Genomic DNA, 20,492 nt, shown 5'->3' with positions numbered 1-20,492 from the left:
CCACTGAACAGCAAAGGGAGAGAGGGCATGAAACGCATCATCGCAATCGCAGCGGCATGTTGGCTCGCGGGGCCAGTTGCGGGGCCAGTTGCGGCGCAACCGTTCGACTATGGCTTTGCGGGGCTCATGTCGGCCAGCAACCGCGAACGGCTGGAACCCCTGACGCTTGCCTCCGGGCAGCCGGTGGCGGGGGCCGATTACGAACTCAAGTCCGGCACCTATTACCGGTTGCAGATCGTGGCCGACGGCTCGGCGGAACTGGCGCTGTCGGGCGGGGACTTCTTTCGCGCAATCTGGGTGAACGAGATCGTCATCAACAAGATCGAGATCCGCCCCATGGGCGTTCACAGCATCGAATTCGACGCGGCAGGCGAGGTGGACATGTCCTTCATCGCCGTCGTGCCCGGGACCTATGAACTGCGCATCCCCGGCTCGACAGGGGAAACCCAGCGCGCCGTATTCCACATCCGCTGAAAATCCGTTGAAAAGGAGAACCGCATGAAACGCCCCCTTACCATTCTCGCCGCGCTTGCCCTGCTGACCGGGCCGGCGCTGGCCGACACGCCCGATGCCGAAACGGTCGAACGCATCAACGCGATGCTCGCCGAGATGCAGTGCGAGATCGACCCCGAGGATATCGAGCTGGAGGATGACGGCACCTATGACCTCGACGACGTGATGTGCGCCGATGGCCAGTATGACATGAAGCTCGACGCCGATCTGAACGTGACCGAACGCCGCGCGGAATGATCCGCCGATGATCCCCGCGCTCGAGGTCAGCGGCGTCAGCCACAGCTTTGGCCGGGTGACGGCCCTGCGGGACGTGAGTTTCAGCGTGCCGCAGGGCAGTTTCTGCGCGCTTCTGGGGGTAAACGGGGCGGGCAAGACGACGCTCTTCTCGCTCATCACCCGGCTTTACGACAGCACGAGCGGGACGATCCGCGTGGCGGGCCATGACGCAAGGCGCAGCCCCGGTGCCGCGCTGGAACGGCTGGGCGTCGTGTTCCAGACCCGCGCGCTGGACGCCGACCTGACGCTGCGGCAGAACCTCCTTTATCACGCGGCCCTGCACGGCATCCCCCGGCGCGCCGCCCTGACCCGCATCGCCGAGATGCTGGCCCTTGTCGATCTGGAGGAGCGGCAGAACGCGCGGGTCGCGACCCTGTCGGGCGGGCAGCAGCGCCGGGCCGAGATTGCCCGCGCGCTGCTGCATCGCCCCCGGCTTTTGCTGCTCGATGAGGCGACGGTGGGGCTCGACGTCAAGGCGCGGGCCGATGTTCTGGCGCTGGTGCGGCGGCTGATCGAAACCTCCGGCGTCTCGACCCTTTGGGCCACGCATGTGCTGGACGAAATCGCGCCGGACGACCCTGTGGTGATCCTGCACCGGGGCGAGGTTCTGGCAAGGGCCACCGCCGCCGGGCTTGCCGGCACCGGCACCCTGACCGACGCATTCCTGCGCCTGACGGGGCTGCCCGCATGAACGCGCCGGGCGCCCTGCCGGTGGCCGCCCCCACGCGCCGGGGGCCGCGCGCCTATGCGACGGCCTTTCGCGGCATCGTGTGGCGCGAGGTGCTGCGCTTCGTGCATCAGCGGGAACGGTTCGTCGCCGCGCTGGTCCGGCCGCTGGTCTGGCTGTTCATCTTTGCCGCAGGCTTCCGGGCGGTGCTGGGCCTGTCGATCACGCCCCCCTACCAGACCTATGTGCTCTACGAGGTCTACGTGACGCCCGGTCTTTGCGCGATGATCCAGCTTTTCAACGGGATGCAGTCATCGCTGTCGATGGTCTATGATCGCGAAACGGGGGCGATGCGCACCCTTCTGGTCAGCCCCTTTCCCCGGTGGTTCCTGCTCGGCTCGAAACTGCTGGCCGGGGCCTTCGTGTCCGTGCTTCAGGTCTATGCATTTCTTGCCATCGCCTGGGCCTGGGGGATAGAGCCGCCGCCGACGGGGTTCCTTACGCTCTTGCCCGCGCTTGTGCTGACGGGGCTCATGCTCGGGTCGCTCGGGCTCCTTATCTCCTCGGCGATCCGGCAGCTGGAAAATTTTGCGGGGGTGATGAACTTCGTGATCTTTCCGATGTTCTTTGCCTCCACCGCGCTTTACCCGCTGTGGCGCCTGCGGGAATCGAGCACGCTTTTGCATGATATCGCGCTTTTCAACCCCTTCACCCACGCTGTGGAACTGATCCGATTTGCCCTCTACCTGCGGTTCGAGCCGCTTTCCTTCGCCGTGGTTCTGGGCTGCGCGATCCTGTTCTTCGGCGCGGCGGTCTACATGTACGACCCTGCAAAGGGGCTCTGGCGGAAACGGAAAGGATAAGCCCATGCGAACTGCACCGATATTTGTCAGGGTCCTCGTGACGGGCCTTGTCGCCAGCCTTGTCGCGACCCTTGTTGCGGGGCTGCCTGGCCATCCGGTCGCGGCCGCGACCTTTGACGACCCGGAATGGCCCTGCATCCAGCGCAAGATCCCGCATCTGTCGCTGGGGCAGGTCTGGGCCGGCCCCCAGCCCGACGACGCAATCGAGGCGATGGCACGCGAGCCCGAGATCCAGCGCCTCGCAGCTCGGCTGGAACTGCGCCGGACCCCCCTGCCCGAGGCCGAAGCGCTGATCGAAGATTTTGCGCAAGAGGCGGATGCCGCGCGGCTGACCGCGCTTTACCTCGCGACGTTCCAGCGCATCGACCGGGCGCGGTCCAACATCATTTCCGGGATCGCCCGCTATGCGACCAAGCAGAAGGCGCTGGATGACCAGATCGACGCGCGCCGTCAGGAAATGGCCGCATTGACCGCCGCGATGGAACGGGGTGAGCCCGACTATGACCGCATGGATGAGGTCGAGCTGCAACTCGACTGGGACACGCGCATCTTTCTCGACCGCCAGCAATCGCTGATCTATGTCTGTGAAACGCCGGTGATCCTTGAACAACGGGCCTTCGCACTGGGGCGGGCGGTGATGGCGCATCTGCCGCAGTAAGATCGGATCACTCCCATTCGAGTTCCTTGTAGGCGGCCGACAGGTTGCGGGGATGCGCCTCTGACATGCCCACCCAGTCTCCGCCGGGCGGTGGCGCGGTGATGGCGCGGCTCATCGGTTCGCCTGCATCAAGAGCCGCGCGCACCTGCCGGTCCAGCAGCGCCAGATAGGCCCGGGTCGCATCCGCCCCCTCGGGCCAGGGCAGGGGCGCCGGGCCATGCCCCGGCACGATCGCGCGCAGGTCGCGCGGCTGCGCCAGCCAGTCGGCCCAGCCCTGTAACGAGCCGTCCAGCGTTGGCGCGAGGCGGTTGAAGACCAGATCGCCGGTAAAGAGGATGCCGCTTTCCACATGCAGCACCACCAGATCGCTGTCGCTATGGGCGGTGGCGACCGGCTCCAGCCTCAGCCTCGCGCCGCCGAGGTCGATGGTTTCAGCGTCAGCCACGCGATCCGGAAGGGCAATCCGCGTGCCAAGCATCGCCTGCGCGCCGATCTGGTCGCGATAGCTTTGCAGATAGGTTTCGGCCCGCGCGGCCATCGAGGGTGCGAAATTGCGGGCGGCCACGATCTCGGCCCCCGCTTCGCGAAAGACCTCGGCGCCGAAACTGTGATCGGGATGGATATGCGTCAGGACAAGATGCGAGACGGGGCGGTCGGTGCGGGCGCGGATCGCCGCATAAAGCGCCTCGCCCTGCGCGCGCGTGGCGCCCGCGTCGATCACCGCCACTGCATCCCGGCCGATCACCACACCAAGGTTCGCGATCTCGCCCAGGTTTTGGGGGTCGGGCATGGCGTTCGCCCCGGTATGGACCAACAGCCCCGGCGCGATCTCGGCCAGATCGAGTGCAGGCGCCGCGCCGCATCGCCAGCCCCGCGGGCGCAGGTCGGGGCGGTCCGACAGCCAGGTTTCGATGTGCGGCACAGCCACCGCCTCGCAATCCTCCTGCGGCGGCAGCGGCAGCAGCCGTTCGGCGCAGATCGCGGGCGCCTCGGTCAGGCAGAGCGTCAGCAGAAGGTGCAACATCGCCCCAGCTTGCCCCAGCGCGGGGGGCGCGGGAACTCAACCGAAAGTCGCATGGCCGGGCGGCGCGGTTGGTGCTTTGATGGGACCAAGGAGGACCCCATGCGCCGCGCCCTTGCATCATGCCTGACTGTTGCCATGCTGTTCGCGGCGCCGGTTCACGCAGAGGCGGAGAACCCGCTGCGCGCGGGCGGCAGTTGGGATGACCTTGCCTATGACATTCTGGGCGATGTCACGCCGGAACCTGCGGGGGATGCGCTGGCGCTCGACGCGCCCTTCCGTGCCTATGACCCGGCGCTGGTGCCGGTGCACCTGACCCAGCCGCCCGACGCGCCGGTGATCGGGGAACTGGTGCTGGTGGTCGACGAAAACCCCGCTCCGGTGGCGGCGACGATCCGGCTGTCGCCCGCCATGCACCCGCTCGACTTTGAGATGCGCGTGCGGGTCGAGCAGTATTCCAACATCCGCGCCATCGCCGAAAGCGAGGGCGGCACGCTGATGACGGGCCGCTTTGTCAGGGCGACGGGGGGATGCGCCGCACCTGCGGGCCGCGATGCCGCCGAGGCACTGGCCCAGATGGGGCGGATGCGGCTTTTGTCCCTGCAAAAGGCCGATGGCTATCGCCAGGTGCGCCTGATGATCCGGCATCCGAACTATTCCGGCCTGCAGCGCGACCAGCGCACGCTGCTGAACATCCCCGCGCATTTCGTCGACCAGCTTGAGGTCTGGCAGGGTGAGGAGATGCTCTTCGCGGTCGAGGGCGGCATCTCGGTCTCCGAGGATCCGGTCTATGATTTCCGGTTCCGGGACAACGGCGCACCCGCGCTGCGTGTGGTGGCGACCGATACGCGCGGCAACCGCTTTGAACAGGATCTGCCGCTGGAGGGCCGGGGATGAGCCCCTCCCCCAACCCCGAAATCGGGACTTTCGTGTACCGCAGTGCACAAAACTATTCCCCTGCGACAAAACGCGCACTACTCTTTCCACTGTCGGGGCGCGCGGAGGAGGCTCGCCCGGCAGTGGAGGAAATCATGGGATATGTTTCTGACTGGGACGCGGCCCGCGCCCCCGACCAGGGAAGTCATGCCCGCGGCACACACGCGCGGATTGTGGATGACATTCTCATCGTCGACGACCACCCGCTGTTCTGCGACGCGCTTTCGATGACGCTCAGCCATGCGTTCGGCCTGCGGCGCGCGCGGGTGGCAACAAACCTGCAGGCGGCGCAAAGGATGCTGCGCGAGGGGCCGCGCCCCGATGCCATCGTGCTCGACCTCCGGCTGCCGGATGTCGAGGGCGTCGAGGGCATCATGGCGCTGCAACGGCAGGCGGGGGATGTGCCCGTCACCGTCATCTCGGCCGAGATCGACCCGGCGATGGTCACGGCGGCGATGGCGGCCGGGGCGCAGGGCTTCGTCTCCAAAAGCCTGCCGCGCGCCCGCATGATCGAGGCGTTCGAGCGGATGTGGGGCGGCGATCTGGTAACGCCCGACGGCTATGACGCGGGGGCGGCACAGGCGGCCGATACGGAACTGGCCGACCTCATGCAGCGCTTTGCGACCCTGACGCCGCAGCAGATGAACATCCTGCGCCTGATCTGCCAGGGGCGGCCCAACAAGATCATATCGTGGGAGCTTTCGATCACCGAGGCGACCGTCAAGACCCATATCGCGGCGATCATGCAGAAGATCAACGTGCGCAACCGGACACAGGCGGCGCTGGCCGCGAACCGGGCGCGCATCTTCAGTCACTGAACGATCCGCCGCATCGGGCGCAGAGGGAGGGGCGCCGTGAACAGGCACGACAGAAGCGTCGGAGCAGCGGCGGGACATCCCAGGGTCGTGACCGCGGCCGGCGCAGCCCCTGACGCGGCGGCCCATATCCTGAGGGAAATGATCCCGGTGATGCCGGCGGCGATGCTGCTTTTCGGCGCGCCGGAGCATCTGGAAAACGGGCTTCTTGCCGATCTCCGCACGGGTCTCGGACCGGGATGCCGGATCATGGGCTGTTCCTCGGCCGGGGAATTCGCGGCGGACGGCTACCGGAACGGCACGCTGGTCGCCATCGGCTTTCCCGCCGCGCGGTTCCGGGCCGATGCGATCTGGCTCGGCAACCTGCGCACCATGGCAGCACTTGACTGGATGGACGCGCTGCGGGCCCTGAACGACCGGTTCGGCAGCCTGCCGGGCCGCACGCGGTTCGGGCTTTTGCTGATCGACGGGTTGTCGCAGCAGGAAGAAATCGTCGTGGCCACCGTGGACGCGACGCTGCCGCAGCTTCTGGTTCTGGGCGGATCGGCCGGCGACGGGCTGCGGTTCGACAATACCCGTCTGGTGCTCGATGCCGAAACCCGTCAGGGCAGCGCGATCTTCTGCCTGTTCGAGACGGATTTCGCGATCGAAGAGATCGTCTTCGATCATTTCTCTGCGGCGCAGGAACGGATGGTCGTCACCGCGGCCCTGCCGGAAGACCGGCTGATCCTGTCCATAAACGACGAACCCGCGGCCGAGGAATATGCCCGTCTTGTGGGCGTTGCCGCCGATGCGCTGGGGCCGCGCGTCTTTGCACGGCACCCGCTGCTGGTGCGGATCGGCGGCCGTCATCAGGTGCGCGCGATCCGCGAGGCGACCCCCGACGGCGCGCTTCACCTCATGTCGGCGATAGAGCCGGGAATGATGCTCTCGCTGGGCCGGGCCGAGGACATGACCCACGGGCTGGAACACCGGCTGAGCGGGCTTGAGGACCGTTCGGTGATGATCCTGGCCTTTGACTGCATCCTGCGCCGCATCGCGCTGGAACAGGCGGGGCTGGAGGATACGGTGGCGCGCATGTTCGCGCGGCACAACGTGGCGGGCTTCAACACCTATGGCGAACAGCATGGCGGGGTTCATGTGAACCAGACCTTCGTCGGGCTTGCCTTCCTCGACCCCGGGGGCGGCGATGCTGCGTGAGGAAGACAGCCCGCATCGCCAGATCGAAAAGCTTCTGCGCATCAACCAGGCGCTGGCGGCCCGGCTCGACCGGATCGAGAATGCGCGCAGTTCCACCTATGCCCTGTCGCGCACGGCGGCGGTGCTGGAAAAAGAGGTGATGGCCCGCAACCGCGATCTGGAACGCACGCTCGCGGAACTGGGGACGATCAACCGCGAACTCGATACCGCGCGCGAAATGGCCGAAGAGGCGAACCGCGCCAAGTCCCGCTTTCTGCGGGCGGCAAGCCACGACCTGCTGCAACCGCTCAGCGCGGCCAAGCTCTTTCTCTCGCATCTGGCGGACCTGCTGCGCGACCCTGCGCAGGCCGAGGTGGTGGGGCGGATCAACACCGCCTTCGATTCCGCCGAAGAGCTGATCCGCGCGCTGCTGGACATCTCCCGCCTCGACAGCCGCGCGCTGGAGGTGACACCCGAGCCCGTCGATCTGGGCCAGCTTCTGCTGCGGCTCGCGGTCGATTTCGAGGGGCAGGCCCGGGCGCGCGGGCTCGACCTGAGATGTGTCCCGAGTTCGGCCATCGTCGAAAGCAGCCCGGTCTATCTGCGCAGCATCGCGCAGAACCTTCTGTCCAACGCCATCAAATACACACCGCAGGGCCGGATCCTTGTCGGGGTGCGGCGCGCGCGCGGGATGTTCGCGCTCGAGGTACATGACACAGGCCCCGGCATCGCCGCCCATGACCGCGACCGCATCTTCAACGAGTTCGAGCGGCTGGACCCCCAGGGGTCGATCCCCGGCAGCGGGCTGGGCCTGTCGATCGTGCGCCGCGCCTGCAACCGTTTCGGCCACGAACTTGACCTGCGCAGCCGTCCGGGGACGGGCAGTTGCTTTCGCGTCTGGCTGCCCCCGGCCCGCGATGCGGCACCGCTGCGGCTGGTGCCGCCGCAACAGCGCGGTGTTGCGGGCATGGGGGCGGGCGCTGCGCTGCGGGGACGGCGGGCGATGGTGGTCGAAAACGACACGGCGATGCGCGGCGCCTATGTGTTGCTGATGCAGGGCTGGGGAATGCAGGTCGCCGCCGCCGCGGGGACGGACGCGGCGCTTGGCCTTCTGGCGCAGGGACCGCCGCCCGACATCCTGCTGAGCGATTATCAGCTTGACCGGGGCGATACGGGGCTGCGCACCATCCGCGCCTTTCGCGACCGGCTGGGCGATCTGCCCGCGCTCTTGGTGACGGCGGAACGGGCGCCCTTTCTTGTGGCGCAGGCGCGGGGGCTGGCCGTGCAGGTCTTGGAAAAGCCGGTGGCCGAGCCGGTGCTGCAACAGGCGATCCTGACCCTGCTGGAGCACCGGCCATGAGAGGACGCATGAAGCGGCACCGCGCGAACCTGCGGCTGCGCCTCATGCTGGGGGCCGCGAGCCTTGCGGCCCTTGCCGTTCTGGCCGCGGGGATCGCCGTACACGGTCTCGCCCGGGCCGAGGGTCATGCGGCAAGCGCAATCGCCGCCCAGGGGCGGATGGAGGCCTATGCGGCCCTGTCATCGCGCGTCAACGAACGGGTGACGGCCTCGCTTGCCCGGCCGCCCGACGCGACCGGCGCCACCCCGCCCGAGGAAGCGGCGGTGGCCCATGCCTTTGCCGCGCTCGAACGCATGATCGCCGCCGATGTAGCCGAGGCGCATGACACGGCCGAGGCCGATCGCCGCGCCGCCCCTGCCCTGCTGCTGGCCCGGGCGCAGGCGCAGTTCCGGCAGCTTTCCCGCGCGCTCGACCGCTATCCGCCGGGGTCGGACGGGGCGCGGGCGGCACTCAGCCTTTATGCGCTGCAGGTGCCGCCGCTCTTGTCGGAACAGATCGAACTGGAACGCCGGCGGCGCGATGCGGCGATGTCCGCGCTGTCCCGGCTGCGCCGCGACCTTGGGGGGTATGCGATTGCCGTGGCAGTGGCGGCGCCCGCGACGCTTCTTTGCCTGTGGCTTCTGCTGCTGCGCCCGCTGGCGCGGCGGCTGCGTCAGGCCACGGCGGGGGCGGAACATCTCGCGCTCGCCGGGGGCGACAGGGATGAACCGGGGGACGAGCCGGGGGATGAACTGTCGCTGCTTTTCGCGCGGATGCGGCAGATGGCGCGGCGGCTCGACCGTCGGCGCGCGCGGCTGGAAACGCTTGTGGCAGACCGCACCGCCCGCCTGCAAGAGGCAAACGCCCGTCTTGCCCGCACCGATGCCGAACGGCGCCGCTTTTTCGCCGATGTGAGCCATGAGCTGCGCACCCCCCTGACCGTCATCCTGGGCGAGGCCGAACTGGGGATGCGTGGCGCCCCCGATCCATGGGCGACGGCCTTCGTCACGATCCGCAGCCGGGCCAGACGGCTTTTCCGCCGGATCGAGGATCTGTTGCGCATAGCCCGGTCTGAAAGCGGGCAGCTTGACCTCGACCGCCGGCCCGTCGCGCTGGCGCCGCTGATCGAGGCCGCGCTGGAAGACCTGCGCCCGCTGATCGCCCAGATGCGGATCGACCGCCGTATCGCGCCCGGGGCCGTGGTGACGGGCGACCCGGAATGGCTGCGTCAGGTCGCGGCGGGGCTGATCGAGAATGCCGCGAAATATGCAGGCGCCCGGGCACGGCTGCAGATTACCGCGTCCGTCACGCAGGGCATGGTGACATTGCGGTTCTGCGACGACGGGCCGGGGCTTGGCCCGCATCTGCTGGACCATGTGACCGAACGCTTTGGCCGGGGCGATGCGGGGGCGGCCACCCCCGGTTTCGGCGTGGGCCTTGCGCTCGCGCGCTGGGTGATCGAGGCGCATGGCGGCACCCTTGCGCTTGGCAGTTCCGACCGCGGCCTCTGCGTGGCGATCCGCCTGCCGCAGGCCGCGCAATCCCTGCTGACCGAACCGGAGGACATGTCATGCCTGACATCCTGATCGTCGAGGATGACGAGGATATCGCGTCCCTGCTGCGGCGGGGGCTGGGCGCCGAGGGCTATGCCACGGCCCATGCCGCGACCGCCGAGGGCGCGCTGGAGATGCTCGAACGCCGGTCCTTCGATGCGGCCATCGTCGACATGATGCTGGGCCCCGATTGCGGCGCGCGGCTGTTGCAGGACCTGCGGCTGCGAGGCCATGCGATGCCCGCCATCGTGCTCTCGGCCCGCGCGCGGGTCGAGGACCGGGCCGAGGGGCTGGCCGCCGGGGCGGGCGACTACATCGTCAAACCCTTCGAACTGTCCGAGGTCATCGCCCGGCTGAGGGTCCAGTTGCTGCGGGCGGAACCGGACCGCGCGATCCGGCTGGGCACGGCAAGCTATGACCCCGCGACCCGGACCCTGCGCCAGGCTGAAACACGTATCCTGCTGACCGAGAGAGAGGGCGAGCTTTTGCAGTTCATGATGCAGCATCCGGGCCAGATCGTCAGCCGGGGGGCGATCTTTGACGCGCTCTGGGCGCCGCATGGCGGATCGGCGGAAAATGTGGTCGATGTCTATGTGGGCTATCTGCGGCGCAAGCTTGCACCGCTGGCCGACTCGGGGCTGGCGCTGCGCACCCTGCGCGGGCGCGGCTTCGTCCTGACGCGGGGTGGGGATTGCGCATGAAATGGCTCCTCCTGGCACTCTGGGTCCTGCTGCCCTTTGCGGCCTCTGCCGGCCCCTTGTCGGACACGCTGTTCCGCACCGGCGATATGACCGCCGCCCTGCCGCTGCGCTTTGCCCATGAGGATGACGGCACCCTGGGCGAGCTGACGCTGTCGGCCCCCGACGCCGAGGGCCGGATGACCCTGTCGCATAGCGTTGACGACCGCACCCGCCCCTTGGGCGCGCTGCCCGCCGAAGGTGGCAACCCGGCGCTTCTGTTCTTTCTGGAAACGGTCGTGCGCAGAATGGCCGAGGAGACGGGCGGCAGCCCCTTCTACATCCGCAACCGCATCCGCGAGGCCCTGGTGGCCGACACGACCCCGCTGCCGGAGCCGCTGCCTGCCGGGCGGACCGAAATCGTGGTCGCCCCCTTTGCAAATGATCCGAACCGCGACCGGATGGGGTGGTTCGCCGACCTGCGGCTTGGCTTTACGCTCGACGAGGCGGCGCCCCTGCCGCTTGTCAGACTTTCTGCCGATACCGGCGCGGGCGCAGGGGGATATCATTCCTCCCTGACCCTGATTGCGGAGGACCGATGATGCGACCAGTGATGCGGCGGATGATCCGCACGATGACCGCGATGGGGATCGCCCCCCTTTTCGCCGCGTGTCTCCCCATGGCGGCGGCGGCGCAGGACCTGAACGACTATCCGACCATCGCGCGGGCCGACTACATCTTTGGCTGTCTTGCGGTGAACGGACAGACCCGCGACAGCATGGCGCGCTGCGCCTGCTCGATCGACACGATCGCCTCGATCCTGCCCTATGACGACTATGTGGCCGGGGAAACGGTTCTGTCGATGCGGCAGATGGCCGGCGAACGGGCGGCGATCTTTCGCGGCACCGCGCCGGCGACCGAGGCCGTGGCGAACCTGCGGCGCGCGCAGGCCGAGGCAGAGATCCTCTGCTTCTAGGCGCCGCCGCGCGGATCCCTGCCGAAAAAGTCCGACGTGGGGTCGTCCAGCACCATGGCGCGCAGCCGCTCCCAGAGGTGGCGGCGGATCAGCGGGAAATCCGGGTCGTCCCGCGGGTCGGCGCCCGCGTCGCGGCGGCTGCGGCCAAAGGGCAGATCGACCGTTTCCACGACCCGCCCCGGACGCGGCGAGAGCAGCACCACCCGATCCGCGAGAAACAGCGCCTCATCCACGCTATGGGTCACGAAAAGGACGGTCGCCGGCCGCAGCGTCAAGAGCCGCAGCAGTTCCTGCTGCATCAGTTCCCGCGTCTGCGCATCAAGGCTGGCAAAGGGTTCGTCCATCAAGAGCATCGGCGCCTCGGCCGCAAGCGCCCGCGCGAGCGCAAGGCGCTGCCGCATCCCGCCCGAAAGCTCGGACGGCCAGGAAGCGGCGAACCGCGCCAGACCGACAAGCGACAGGTAATGGTCCGCCCGGGCGGCCCGTTCCGCGCGCGGCAGATGCGACAGGGCAAAGGCCACGTTCTGGCGGGTGGTCTTCCATGGCAGCAGCCGGAACGACTGGAACACCATCGCGCTGTCCCGCCCCGGTCGCGGCGGCTGCCCGCCGATCAGGATGCGCCCCGTATCGGGCGGCGTCAGCCCCGCCACCAGCCGCAGAAGCGTCGTCTTGCCGCAACCGGACGGACCAAGGATCACCACCACCTCGGACCCGCGCACGGAAAGGTTCACATCGCCAAGCGCCTGCACCCTCTGGCGCCCGCGCACGAACGCGCGCGAGACGTTGCGGATCTCCAGATGCGCGAAGCCCTGCCGCTCCATCATCTGGAATGGACGTCCATATCCATGTCATCCGCGATGCCGATCCGGGCAAGCACATGGTCGAGCGGCGCGAAGTCGAGCCATTGCGACATCGGCGGCACCTCCAGATCCGCGAAATCCTCGGTCCCGGCCAGCCATTCCATCGTGTGTTCCAGTTCCTGCCGCTGCAGCCCGCCGTTCACCGACCAGCTTGCGGCATAGGTGGTGGCAAGCTGGTCCAGATCGGCACGGTCCACATCGGGGCGGGCACGCGCCATCGCCTCGGCCCAGAGCGCGCCATCGGCGGCATAATCGCGTGAAGCGAGCACCAGCGCCTCGATCACCGCCTCGACCTCGTCCCCGCGGGTTTCCAGCACGGCGGCGGGCACCGCATTGACCTTCATCACCACCGGCGCCGCGGCGTAATAGGCATCGACATCAATCAGCACCTGCACCGCATCCGGATCGGGCATGGCAAGCAGCGTGCCGATCGACATCGTGGTCGCGTCGATCTGCCCGGCCAGGAGCGCCTGCGCCCGCACATTCGGCTGACCCAGCGTGACGATATCGAGCCCTTCCGGCTCGATCCCCGCCGCCCCCAGCACCAGCATCGAGAGCGAATGATCGAGGCTGCCGAGCCGCCCGACGCCGAACCGCGTCCCCGCCAGCCCCTCGACACCCTGAACCGTGGGCGCGGCGGCAATCAGGTAGGGCAGCGACTTGTTGGGCGAGGTCACGGCGCGCAGATCGGCGCCCCCGCGGGCGATCACCTGCAACAGCGCATCGACCGAGATGTTCGCCATCTCGCCCTCGCCCGCCTGAAGCGCGGCAAGGGCCAGCGGCGTCTGCTGGACGCGCACCAGTTCCACCTCGACGCCCGCGCGGTCAAAATAGCCCTCTTGCAGCGCCAGATCCATGACCGAGTTCGGCACCAGCGGCGTTTCCAGATCCGTCACGATCAGCCGGAACGGATCGGCAAGCGCCGGCGAGGCCAGCACGGCCAGCGCGAGAACGGGTGCCAGAGCCCGTGCAAGAAAGGGCGCGAGACCCTGCGCCGTTACGGGCAGCAACTGCGATACCTTCATCTTTTCCTCCCTCATACGGTTTCGCGCCAGCGGCTCAGCCGCTGTTCGACAAGGCGCAGGCCCTCGGTCACCGTGACGCCGATCAGCGCCAGCATCAGGACGACCACGAAATATTCCGCCATGCGGAACGTGTTGCCATAAAGCGCCAGCAGCCCGCCGAGGCCCCGCACGGCGGTATAAAGCTCTGCCACGACCGTGTTGATCAGCCCGATCGTCGCCCCAAGGCGCAGCCCCACGACCAGAAAGGGCACCACGCCCGGCAGCACCACATGCGCATAGGTCCGAAAGCGCGAGGCACCGGCGGCCCGCGCCATTTCCAGAAGGTCCGGGTCGCTTTGGCGGACACCGGCGTAGGTGTTCAGGATGACGGGCATGACCGCGCCCAGAAAGACGATGAAGGCCTTGGCCTCGACCCCCAGCCCCAGAAGCAGGATCACCAGCGGGATGAAGGCCACCCGAGGTGTCGCGGCCAGCGCATAGACAAAGATGTCGAGCGTACGCCCCAGCATCCGGATGCTGCCCATCAGAAAACCCGTGGCAATCCCGATCACGGCGGCCGCCCCGAAGCCCGCCGAAAACACCAGCAGGCTGTCGCCAAGCGCCCGCTGCAGCCGCTGGTCGTCCCACATGCGCAAGCCCGCCTCCCAGGTGGCGGTGGGTGAGGGAATGATGCCGCGTGGCCCCGTCTGCGCCGCCAGCGACCAGAGCGCGACCAGGACCAGAAGGAAGGCCAGCCGCGCCACAACCACGACCAGTCCCTCGGACGGCCCAACCCGCAGATGCCGGGCGGGCGGCTGATCTGTCGTCGCGCTATGCTGCCATAAGGGGGATGCGCGGCGGTCCGGCACGACATTCTCCTTGCCTCGCCGGGGGTCCTGAACGGCCCGGCCCTTGCATGGCCCGGCGACATTCCACCGGGGGTTTTGTCAGCGTGGCACCTGCGACCGGGCCGGGCAAGCACAGCCCGCCACGCATCAGCCAAAGGAATGAGGCGCAGGAGACCCGCACCTGTGGTGAAATGAGAGGCCCGGATCACGGGGTGACGGTCCGGCTGCAACGGCGGCCGACCGGAAAGGGAGGCACGATGCCGGTTCATGTCCTGCGGCACAATTTTCAGCGGCCCAAGGCGTGCGCCGCCCTGATCGCGCTGCTGCTTGCCCTGCCCGGGGCCGCCCCCGCACAGGAACGACCTGCACAGGCCCGGCCTGCGCAAGAACGGCTCGCGGTCGCGGAATTCGCCTTTCGCGACACCTCGGGCGAGTTGCGGGACCAGCGCGCCGAACATGCGGAGCGGTTGGCGGCGTTCGCGGCGACGCTGCGGGCGGGCACGGGGGCGGTGCCCCTTGATTGCGACCTGCCCTGCAGCCCCGCCGATCCCGGCCCCGCGGCCCTGACCCGGGCGGCAGAGGCCGCCGGGGCGGACCTGCTCCTGATCGGAGAGTTCCACAAGGTCAGCACCCTGATCGGCTGGATACGCATCGCCGTTCTGGAACTCCCGGGGGGCGGGACGCGCTGCGAAAGGCTGCTCAGCTATCGCGGCGATACCGATGAGGCCTGGCAGCGCGCGGCGGAATTCACCCTGCGCGATCTGGGGCGTTACTGTCTGGACCCGCCCGGCTGAGCCGATCCATGGCCACGGGCGGCAGTGCTTGCACCGGACGGGCGCTGGTCCTAGTCTGCGGGCCGCAAGCGCAGTCAGGAAAAGCCCCAGGAACCCCGAATGAACGCAGAGGACGGCCCCAACCTCTCGGCCCCGGTGCGCACCGCAGCGGAACGGCTGCGCGTTCAGAACATCTTTCTGGGCGTCATCGCCTTTGCGGTCGTGCTGTTTTTGCTGGTGCAGGCGCGGTTCATCCTGATCTCGCTCGCCATCGCGATCATCCTCTTCAGCCTGACGTCCGAGGCGATCACCTCGATCGCGCGGGTGCGGCTGGGGCGGTTGCGCGTCACGAACTGGGTGGCAAGTGTCGTGGCGGTTCTGCTGATCACCGGGGCGATGCTGGCGCTTTCGGCCGTCGTGATCGCGCAGATCAACACGGTGCTCACCATCACGCTCGCCTATGCCGATCAGGGGCAGCGCGCCTTTGCGGAACTCTTCGGCTGGATGGGCGAGGATGTGGAGGCCGCGGTCTTCAACTCGCTCCGCACCATCGAGATTTCGGGCTGGTTGCGCTCGGCGGCGGGACAGGCGGGGAACCTCTTGTCCGCGACCGTCCTGATCAGCCTTTTCGTGGGCTTCCTTTTCGCGGAACGGGTCTGGTTTTCCACCAAGCTCGTCAATCTGCTGGGCGATCCCGTGCGGGCGGAACGCGCGGGCAACATCATGGGCTCGATCATCCGGCGGGTGAACCACTACCTTCTGGTCAAGACGGCGGTCAGCGCGGTCACCGGGCTGATGGTCTGGATGGTGATGATGATCTTCGGGCTGGAGCTTGCCGTGGCCATGGGCATCCTCACCTTCGTGATGAACTACATCCCCAATATCGGCTCGATCATCGCGACGCTTCTGGTGACGCTGGTCGCCTATGTGCAGGTCGAGGATGTGCAGACCGCGAGCCTGATCTTCCTGCTGACGGCGGTGGTGCAGTTCGTGAACGGCAATGTCATCGACCCGATGCTGATGGGCCGCGCGCTGCGGCTGTCATCCTTCGGGATCATCATCTCGCTGGCCTTCTGGGGGGCCGTCTGGGGCGTGCCGGGGATGTTCCTGTCGGTGCCGATCATGGTCGGGCTGATGATCGTCTGTTCACATATCCCCGGGCTGCGGCCCATCGCGATCCTTCTGTCGCGCGAAGGGTTGCCCGATACCGATGCCGCCAATCCGCGGCGATAGGTCTGACTGCCGCGTGACCCGCCGGGTCTAACCCAGCAACAGCGTGACACGCCGGTTCTGGCGTCCCTTCTTTTCGATCTTGCCCAGACGGACCGTGCCGATTTCCCCGGTGCGGGCCACATGTGTGCCGCCGCAGGGCTGCAGATCGACCTGATCCGCCCCGGCACCGATCCGGATCAGCCGCACGCGCCCCTGCCCCACGGGCGGGCGCACCGACATCGTCTTGACCAGTGCAGGGCGGGCCGCCAGTTCGTCATCCGTGATCCAGTCCTCGGTCACGGGCAGGTCGCGCGCGATCAGCGCGTTCAGCGCCGCCTCCAGCGCGGCCAGATCGCCCGGCGCCTCGGGCATGTCGAAGTCGAGCCGCCCCTTCTCGGCCCCGATCTGCCCGCCCGTCACCGGCAGCGGGATCACGACCGACAGAAGGTGCAGCGCGGTATGCACGCGCATATGACGGTGGCGCCGTTCCCAGGCGAGGTCCTGAAGGATCTCGGTCCCGGGCGGGGGCAGTGGCTGCGGCTCGGCTGGTATCAAGACGACCGACCCGTCCTCGCCCTTGATCGTCGTCGCGATGTCGATCTGCCCGCAATCCCAGCGCAGATGGCCCGCATCCCCCGGCTGCCCGCCGCCGGTGGGATAAAAGACCGACCTGTCCGGCACGATCCCGCCTTCGGGCGTCAGCGCAAGGACGCGGGCCGGGGCACTGCGCAGATAGGCATCCTGCCGGTAAAGCGGCTCGGTCAAGATCGGCATCGTTTTCACCGCGCCCCGGCGTCGGGGCCGTCCCCGTCATCGCCGTCCTCGCCATTGTCCGAAGGCGTCGCGGCGTCCAGGTCTTCCTCGGTCAGATGCGCCTCGGTGGCGGGCTTGGGGCCGATGGCCGACCCGGCGGGCGCCACGGCGGCCGCGTGCAGCACCTCGGGGTTGCGCAGCCAGATATCCCGCTGGGCAAAGGGGATCTCGATCCCCTCTTCGGCAAAGCGGCGATTGACCTCATGCATCATCTCGGACTGGACCGAGAGCTTGAACTTCACGTCCCGCAGGATCGCCCGGATCTCGAAGTTGAGCGAATCCGCCCCGAAGGACAGAAAGACCACGGCCGGCGGCGGGTTCAGGATGACCAGCGGCTGCGCCTCGGCGACCTCGCGCAGGATGCGTTCGACATGGCGGGTATCGCTGCCATAGGCGACGCCCACCGGCAGGACCAGCCGCCCCGTCAGGTTGCCGCGCGTCCAGTTCGTCACCATGCCCGCGATCAGATCGCCGTTCGGCACGATCACGTCGGTGCGGTCGAAAGTCTCGATCACCGTGGACCGGACCGAGATCGCCTTTACCGTCCCCATCACGCCCCCGACCTCGATCCAGTCGCCCTCGGAGACCGGACGCTCGATCAGCAGGATAATGCCCGATACGAAGTTCTGGACGATGTTCTGAAGGCCAAAGCCGATGCCGACAGAAAGCGCCCCCGCGACCAGCGCAAGCGAGGTGAGGTCGATGCCCGCCGCCGTGAAGGCGAAGAGCCCCGCAAGGAAAAAGCCGACATAGCCGAGGCCCGAAATGACCGCCTTCTGCCCGCCCTGATCCAGCCGCGTCTTGGGCAGGACCGAGCTTGCCAGCCCGCCCTGCAGCAGCCGCGTGATCGTGTAACCGACGCCGAAGACCAGCACGAAGGTCAGGAAGTCGGCCGGAGAGATGCGCGTATCACCGACCGCAAAGCCTTCGCGGAACCGCACCCACAGTTCCATAAGCTCGGTCGGGCGGGCGCCCCAGATCATCGCAAAGACAGGAAGCGCCGCCAGCGTCAGCACGAGACCAAGAAGGACGGGCACCAGCGCCTCGCGCCTGCCGGTTTCGTCCTTGACGATCAGGGCATAGATGTCGGTTTCAAGCTGCAAGAGGACCATCAGCACGCCCACCAGCCCCAGCGACAGCACGGTCGGATAGATCAGCCAGATCGCCGCCGGGACATAGCCCACCAGCGCCAGGAGCGGCGCGAGCACCCCGATCGCCAGCGCGGCCTGCCCGATGATCGCCATGATGCGGTCGCGGAACAGCGTCGGTTCGCCATCGCCGCGCGCAGTCGCGACATGCAGCCGGATCAGCTGCCCGATGCGAAACACCATGAGGCCGCTCAGCGCGATGATCGGGAAACTGGTGACGGCGATCGCGGCCTCGGGGCTGCCATCGGGCGCAAGGATCAGCCTGCGGATCAGTTCGATGGCGTAAAGGACGCCAAGCGCCCCGGCCCAGAGGCGCCCCTCGGCCCGGCGTTCGTCGGGAAGTTCAAGCGCCCCGGCCGCGCCCGCCGCCCGCGGGAAGATCTGGAACCCGAGCCAGCGCGCGCCCAGCACCGCAAGCCCGATCTGCGGCAGGGCTGAAACCAGCACCTCGCCCACCAGCCCGACCATGCCGGTCGCACGGATGGCCGAGGCGAGCGCATAGACCCCTACCAGCGGCAGCATGACCTGCCCCAGCGAGACAAGAAGCGCATAGACCTGCTGGCCACGCGCCGAGGCCCGGGTCTGAAGCCGGAAGGTCAGTTCCTCCATCCAGCGGCCGCCCCGCACCAGGAGCACCGCCGCGAAAAGCAGATAGCCCACGATCAGCGGCAGGTTGCCGCTCAGTTCCTCGCGCCGCTGGGGTGAGTTCCAGGCGCGGCGCACCTCTTCGGCGATGCCCGCGACGCTTTCTCCCAGCGCCTGCACGCCCGCCGGCCAGTTCGCGGGGTTCGCGGGCGATGGCCAAAGCTGCATCAGTTCGTCCGCCTGCCGGTCGCGCAGGGTCTGGTCGATTTCGCGGATGATCCCGTCCGCCCGGCGAAACGCCTCGTCCGCCGCAAGTCCGGGGGCCTGAAGCCGGGTGAGTTGTTCGTTCAGTTCGCTGCGGCGGGACGCGATCTCGGGCGCCTCGGCGGCGCCGTTTTCGGGCACCGGGCCAAGGGCTGTGATCTGGCCGCGCACAGTCTCGATCCGGCTCTGGTTCGCGCTCTGCGCCTCCAGGAAGCGGGCGCGCCAGCCGGCGATTTCCGCCCGGACCTGTTCCAGCGCGAGGTTCGAGGCACGGCCATCGGCCAGCGCCTCTTCGGCGCGCGAGGCGACCGCCTGCCATTCCGCGTAATCGGGCGCCTGCACCCCCGGCGCGGGTTCGGCCTGTGCTGCGGATGCAGGGGCGGTGCCCTGCGCGAACGCCCCCTGCCCCGCGAACGTCGCGAGGCACAGGACGACCAGAAACGCGCGCAGAAGCCGCATCAGTTCTCGAATACCGTCGGCAGATCCCTCGGCGTCTTGTCGAGCCACGCAGGCACCGGCAGCCCCTTTTCATGGAGGAAGGCGGGGTTGAAGAGCTTGGACTGATAGCGCGTCCCGTAGTCGCAGAGGATCGTCACGATCGTGTGGCCCGGCCCCATGTCGCGCGCCATCCGGATCGCGCCCGCGACATTGACGCCCGAGGACCCGCCAAGGCACAGCCCCTCGTCCTCCAGAAGGTCAAAGACCACGGGCAGGGCCTCGCTGTCGGGGATGCGATAGCTGAAATCGGGGGTGAAGCCTTCGAGGTTCGCGGTGATGCGCCCCTGTCCGATGCCTTCGGTGATGCTCGATCCCGGCGCGTCGAACTGGCCGGTCGTGTAATAGGCGTGAAGGGCGGCGCCCTCGGGGTCGGCGAGGCCAATCCTGACGCCCTTGGGTTGCAGCGCCATCGCGACACCCGCGATCGTGCCGCCCGAGCCCACGGCGCAGACAAAGCCGTCGACCTTGCCGCCGGTCTGGTCCCAGATCTCCGGCCCCGTCGTCTCTACATGCGCCTGCCGGTTCGCGGTGTTGTCGAACTGGTTGGCCCAGATCGCCCCGTTCGGCTCGGTCCGTGCCAGCGCCTCGGCCAGGCGGCCGGAATAGCGCACATAGTTGTTCGGGTTCTTGTAGGGCGCCGCCGGCACCTGCACCAGATCGGCGCCGGCCAGCCGGATCATGTCCTTCTTTTCCTGGCTCTGGGTTTCCGGGATCACGATCACCGTGCGAAAGCCCATTGAGGCGCCGACCAGCGCAAGGCCGATGCCGGTGTTGCCTGCCGTGCCCTCGACAATCGTGCCGCCGGGCGCCAGAAGCCCGCGCGCCACCGCGTCGCGGATGATGTAAAGCGCCGCGCGATCCTTGACCGACTGGCCGGGATTGAGGAATTCGGCCTTGCCGAGGATCTCGCAGCCGGTCATCTCGCTTGCCTTGTTCAGGCGGATCAGGGGCGTTTTTCCGATCGCATCCGCAAGGTCGCTGTAAATCCGCATCTCTGCCCCCAGTTCTGTTCCT

At 68.1% G+C, this 20,492-nt stretch carries 22 protein-coding genes; 15 read left to right on the top strand and 7 right to left on the bottom strand.

Annotated features, from left to right (window positions below; genetic code table 11):
- The first annotated feature begins 27 nt into the window (after positions 1-27).
- Genes ACFSGJ_RS19595 through ACFSGJ_RS19575 form a run of 5 tightly spaced genes read left to right on the top strand, consistent with a single transcriptional unit; the run spans position 28 to position 2,977 of the window.
- The gene (locus ACFSGJ_RS19595) at positions 28-474 is read left to right on the top strand and encodes a cupredoxin domain-containing protein (RefSeq protein WP_390265754.1); all 447 of its coding nucleotides are present in this window, start codon (positions 28-30) and stop codon (positions 472-474) included.
- Positions 475-498: 24 nt separating this feature from the next.
- Positions 499-750 carry a PepSY domain-containing protein gene (locus tag ACFSGJ_RS19590; protein ID WP_390265752.1) on the top strand — a complete coding sequence of 84 codons (252 nt, stop codon included), beginning with the start codon at positions 499-501 and terminating at the stop codon, positions 748-750.
- A 7-nt stretch (positions 751-757) separates the two neighbouring features.
- Positions 758-1,480 (top strand): ATP-binding cassette domain-containing protein, encoded by a 723-nt coding sequence (locus ACFSGJ_RS19585; RefSeq protein WP_390265750.1) that lies wholly within the window; start codon positions 758-760, stop codon positions 1,478-1,480.
- The gene (locus tag ACFSGJ_RS19580) at positions 1,450-2,319 is read left to right on the top strand and encodes an ABC transporter permease (RefSeq protein ID WP_390265783.1); all 870 of its coding nucleotides are present in this window, start codon (positions 1,450-1,452) and stop codon (positions 2,317-2,319) included. Before ACFSGJ_RS19585 ends, ACFSGJ_RS19580 begins: the two co-directional genes overlap by 31 nt.
- 4 nt (positions 2,320-2,323) lie before the next feature.
- Complete coding sequence (locus ACFSGJ_RS19575) at positions 2,324-2,977, top strand: hypothetical protein (RefSeq protein ID WP_390265748.1); 654 nt, start codon at positions 2,324-2,326, stop codon at positions 2,975-2,977.
- Positions 2,978-2,984: 7 nt separating this feature from the next.
- Here the strand turns inward: ACFSGJ_RS19575 and ACFSGJ_RS19570 are convergent, their stop codons facing one another.
- Positions 2,985-4,001 (bottom strand): quinoprotein relay system zinc metallohydrolase 2, encoded by a 1,017-nt coding sequence (locus ACFSGJ_RS19570; protein ID WP_390265746.1) that lies wholly within the window; start codon positions 3,999-4,001, stop codon positions 2,985-2,987.
- A 99-nt stretch (positions 4,002-4,100) separates the two neighbouring features.
- On the opposite strand from ACFSGJ_RS19570, the gene ACFSGJ_RS19565 reads away from it, so the two are divergent.
- The 8 genes from ACFSGJ_RS19565 to ACFSGJ_RS19530 all read left to right on the top strand — a co-directional run bounded on the left by ACFSGJ_RS19565 (position 4,101) and on the right by ACFSGJ_RS19530 (position 11,473).
- Positions 4,101-4,895 carry a quinoprotein dehydrogenase-associated SoxYZ-like carrier gene (locus ACFSGJ_RS19565; protein WP_390265744.1) on the top strand — a complete coding sequence of 265 codons (795 nt, stop codon included), beginning with the start codon at positions 4,101-4,103 and terminating at the stop codon, positions 4,893-4,895.
- Positions 4,896-5,029: 134 nt separating this feature from the next.
- The gene (locus ACFSGJ_RS19560; RefSeq protein ID WP_390265742.1) at positions 5,030-5,752 is read left to right on the top strand and encodes a response regulator transcription factor; all 723 of its coding nucleotides are present in this window, start codon (positions 5,030-5,032) and stop codon (positions 5,750-5,752) included.
- Positions 5,753-5,788: 36 nt separating this feature from the next.
- A complete protein-coding gene (locus ACFSGJ_RS19555) occupies positions 5,789-6,949 on the top strand; it encodes an FIST N-terminal domain-containing protein (RefSeq protein WP_390265740.1) in 1,161 nt (386 codons plus the stop codon).
- Positions 6,939-8,288, top strand: a complete 1,350-nt coding sequence (locus ACFSGJ_RS19550) for an ATP-binding response regulator (RefSeq protein WP_390265738.1) — start codon at positions 6,939-6,941, stop codon at positions 8,286-8,288. Before ACFSGJ_RS19555 ends, ACFSGJ_RS19550 begins: the two co-directional genes overlap by 11 nt.
- A gap of 8 nt (positions 8,289-8,296) precedes the next feature.
- Positions 8,297-9,853 (top strand): sensor histidine kinase, encoded by a 1,557-nt coding sequence (locus ACFSGJ_RS19545; RefSeq protein WP_390265736.1) that lies wholly within the window; start codon positions 8,297-8,299, stop codon positions 9,851-9,853.
- The gene (locus ACFSGJ_RS19540; protein WP_390265734.1) at positions 9,838-10,521 is read left to right on the top strand and encodes a response regulator transcription factor; all 684 of its coding nucleotides are present in this window, start codon (positions 9,838-9,840) and stop codon (positions 10,519-10,521) included. Before ACFSGJ_RS19545 ends, ACFSGJ_RS19540 begins: the two co-directional genes overlap by 16 nt.
- Positions 10,518-11,099 (top strand): hypothetical protein, encoded by a 582-nt coding sequence (locus ACFSGJ_RS19535; RefSeq protein ID WP_390265732.1) that lies wholly within the window; start codon positions 10,518-10,520, stop codon positions 11,097-11,099. The genes ACFSGJ_RS19540 and ACFSGJ_RS19535 overlap by 4 nt, the downstream gene beginning before the upstream one ends.
- A complete protein-coding gene (locus ACFSGJ_RS19530) occupies positions 11,096-11,473 on the top strand; it encodes a hypothetical protein (RefSeq protein ID WP_390265730.1) in 378 nt (125 codons plus the stop codon). The genes ACFSGJ_RS19535 and ACFSGJ_RS19530 overlap by 4 nt, the downstream gene beginning before the upstream one ends.
- Here ACFSGJ_RS19530 and ACFSGJ_RS19525 read toward each other — a convergent pair.
- From ACFSGJ_RS19525 to ACFSGJ_RS19515, 3 genes are read right to left on the bottom strand one after another with little or no spacing between them, the layout of a single operon-like run.
- On the bottom strand, positions 11,470-12,297 hold the full coding sequence (locus ACFSGJ_RS19525; RefSeq protein ID WP_390265728.1) for an ABC transporter ATP-binding protein: 828 nt from the start codon (positions 12,295-12,297) through the stop codon (positions 11,470-11,472). The genes ACFSGJ_RS19530 and ACFSGJ_RS19525 overlap by 4 nt on opposite strands.
- Positions 12,294-13,358: an ABC transporter substrate-binding protein gene (locus tag ACFSGJ_RS19520; protein ID WP_390265726.1), complete on the bottom strand. Its 1,065-nt coding sequence runs from the start codon at positions 13,356-13,358 to the stop codon at positions 12,294-12,296. The genes ACFSGJ_RS19525 and ACFSGJ_RS19520 overlap by 4 nt, the downstream gene beginning before the upstream one ends.
- 11 nt (positions 13,359-13,369) lie before the next feature.
- Positions 13,370-14,137: an ABC transporter permease gene (locus tag ACFSGJ_RS19515; RefSeq protein ID WP_390265781.1), complete on the bottom strand. Its 768-nt coding sequence runs from the start codon at positions 14,135-14,137 to the stop codon at positions 13,370-13,372.
- Between the two features lie 305 nt (positions 14,138-14,442).
- Here ACFSGJ_RS19515 and ACFSGJ_RS19510 point away from each other — a divergent pair, with 305 nt between their 5' ends.
- Positions 14,443-14,979, top strand: a complete 537-nt coding sequence (locus ACFSGJ_RS19510) for a DUF2380 domain-containing protein (RefSeq protein ID WP_390265724.1) — start codon at positions 14,443-14,445, stop codon at positions 14,977-14,979.
- A 99-nt stretch (positions 14,980-15,078) separates the two neighbouring features.
- Positions 15,079-16,191, top strand: coding sequence for an AI-2E family transporter (locus ACFSGJ_RS19505; RefSeq protein ID WP_390265722.1), 1,113 nt, complete (start codon positions 15,079-15,081; stop codon positions 16,189-16,191).
- A gap of 27 nt (positions 16,192-16,218) precedes the next feature.
- Here ACFSGJ_RS19505 and ACFSGJ_RS19500 read toward each other — a convergent pair whose 3' ends face one another.
- The 3 genes from ACFSGJ_RS19500 to ACFSGJ_RS19490 are packed head-to-tail and all read right to left on the bottom strand — an operon-like array spanning position 16,219 to position 20,470.
- Positions 16,219-16,935, bottom strand: coding sequence for an alanyl-tRNA editing protein (locus ACFSGJ_RS19500; RefSeq protein ID WP_390265779.1), 717 nt, complete (start codon positions 16,933-16,935; stop codon positions 16,219-16,221).
- Between the two features lie 14 nt (positions 16,936-16,949).
- On the bottom strand, positions 16,950-19,439 hold the full coding sequence (locus tag ACFSGJ_RS19495; RefSeq protein ID WP_390265720.1) for a DUF3772 domain-containing protein: 2,490 nt from the start codon (positions 19,437-19,439) through the stop codon (positions 16,950-16,952).
- Positions 19,439-20,470 (bottom strand): cysteine synthase A, encoded by a 1,032-nt coding sequence (locus tag ACFSGJ_RS19490; protein ID WP_390265718.1) that lies wholly within the window; start codon positions 20,468-20,470, stop codon positions 19,439-19,441. Before ACFSGJ_RS19490 ends, ACFSGJ_RS19495 begins: the two co-directional genes overlap by 1 nt.
- Positions 20,471-20,492: the final 22 nt, after the last annotated feature.

Origin of the sequence: Halodurantibacterium flavum (assembly GCF_042681825.1) — a bacterium.
Classification (GTDB): Bacteria; Pseudomonadota; Alphaproteobacteria; order Rhodobacterales; family Rhodobacteraceae; genus Halodurantibacterium; species Halodurantibacterium flavum.
This window is presented reverse-complemented; position numbering and strand designations above follow the sequence as displayed.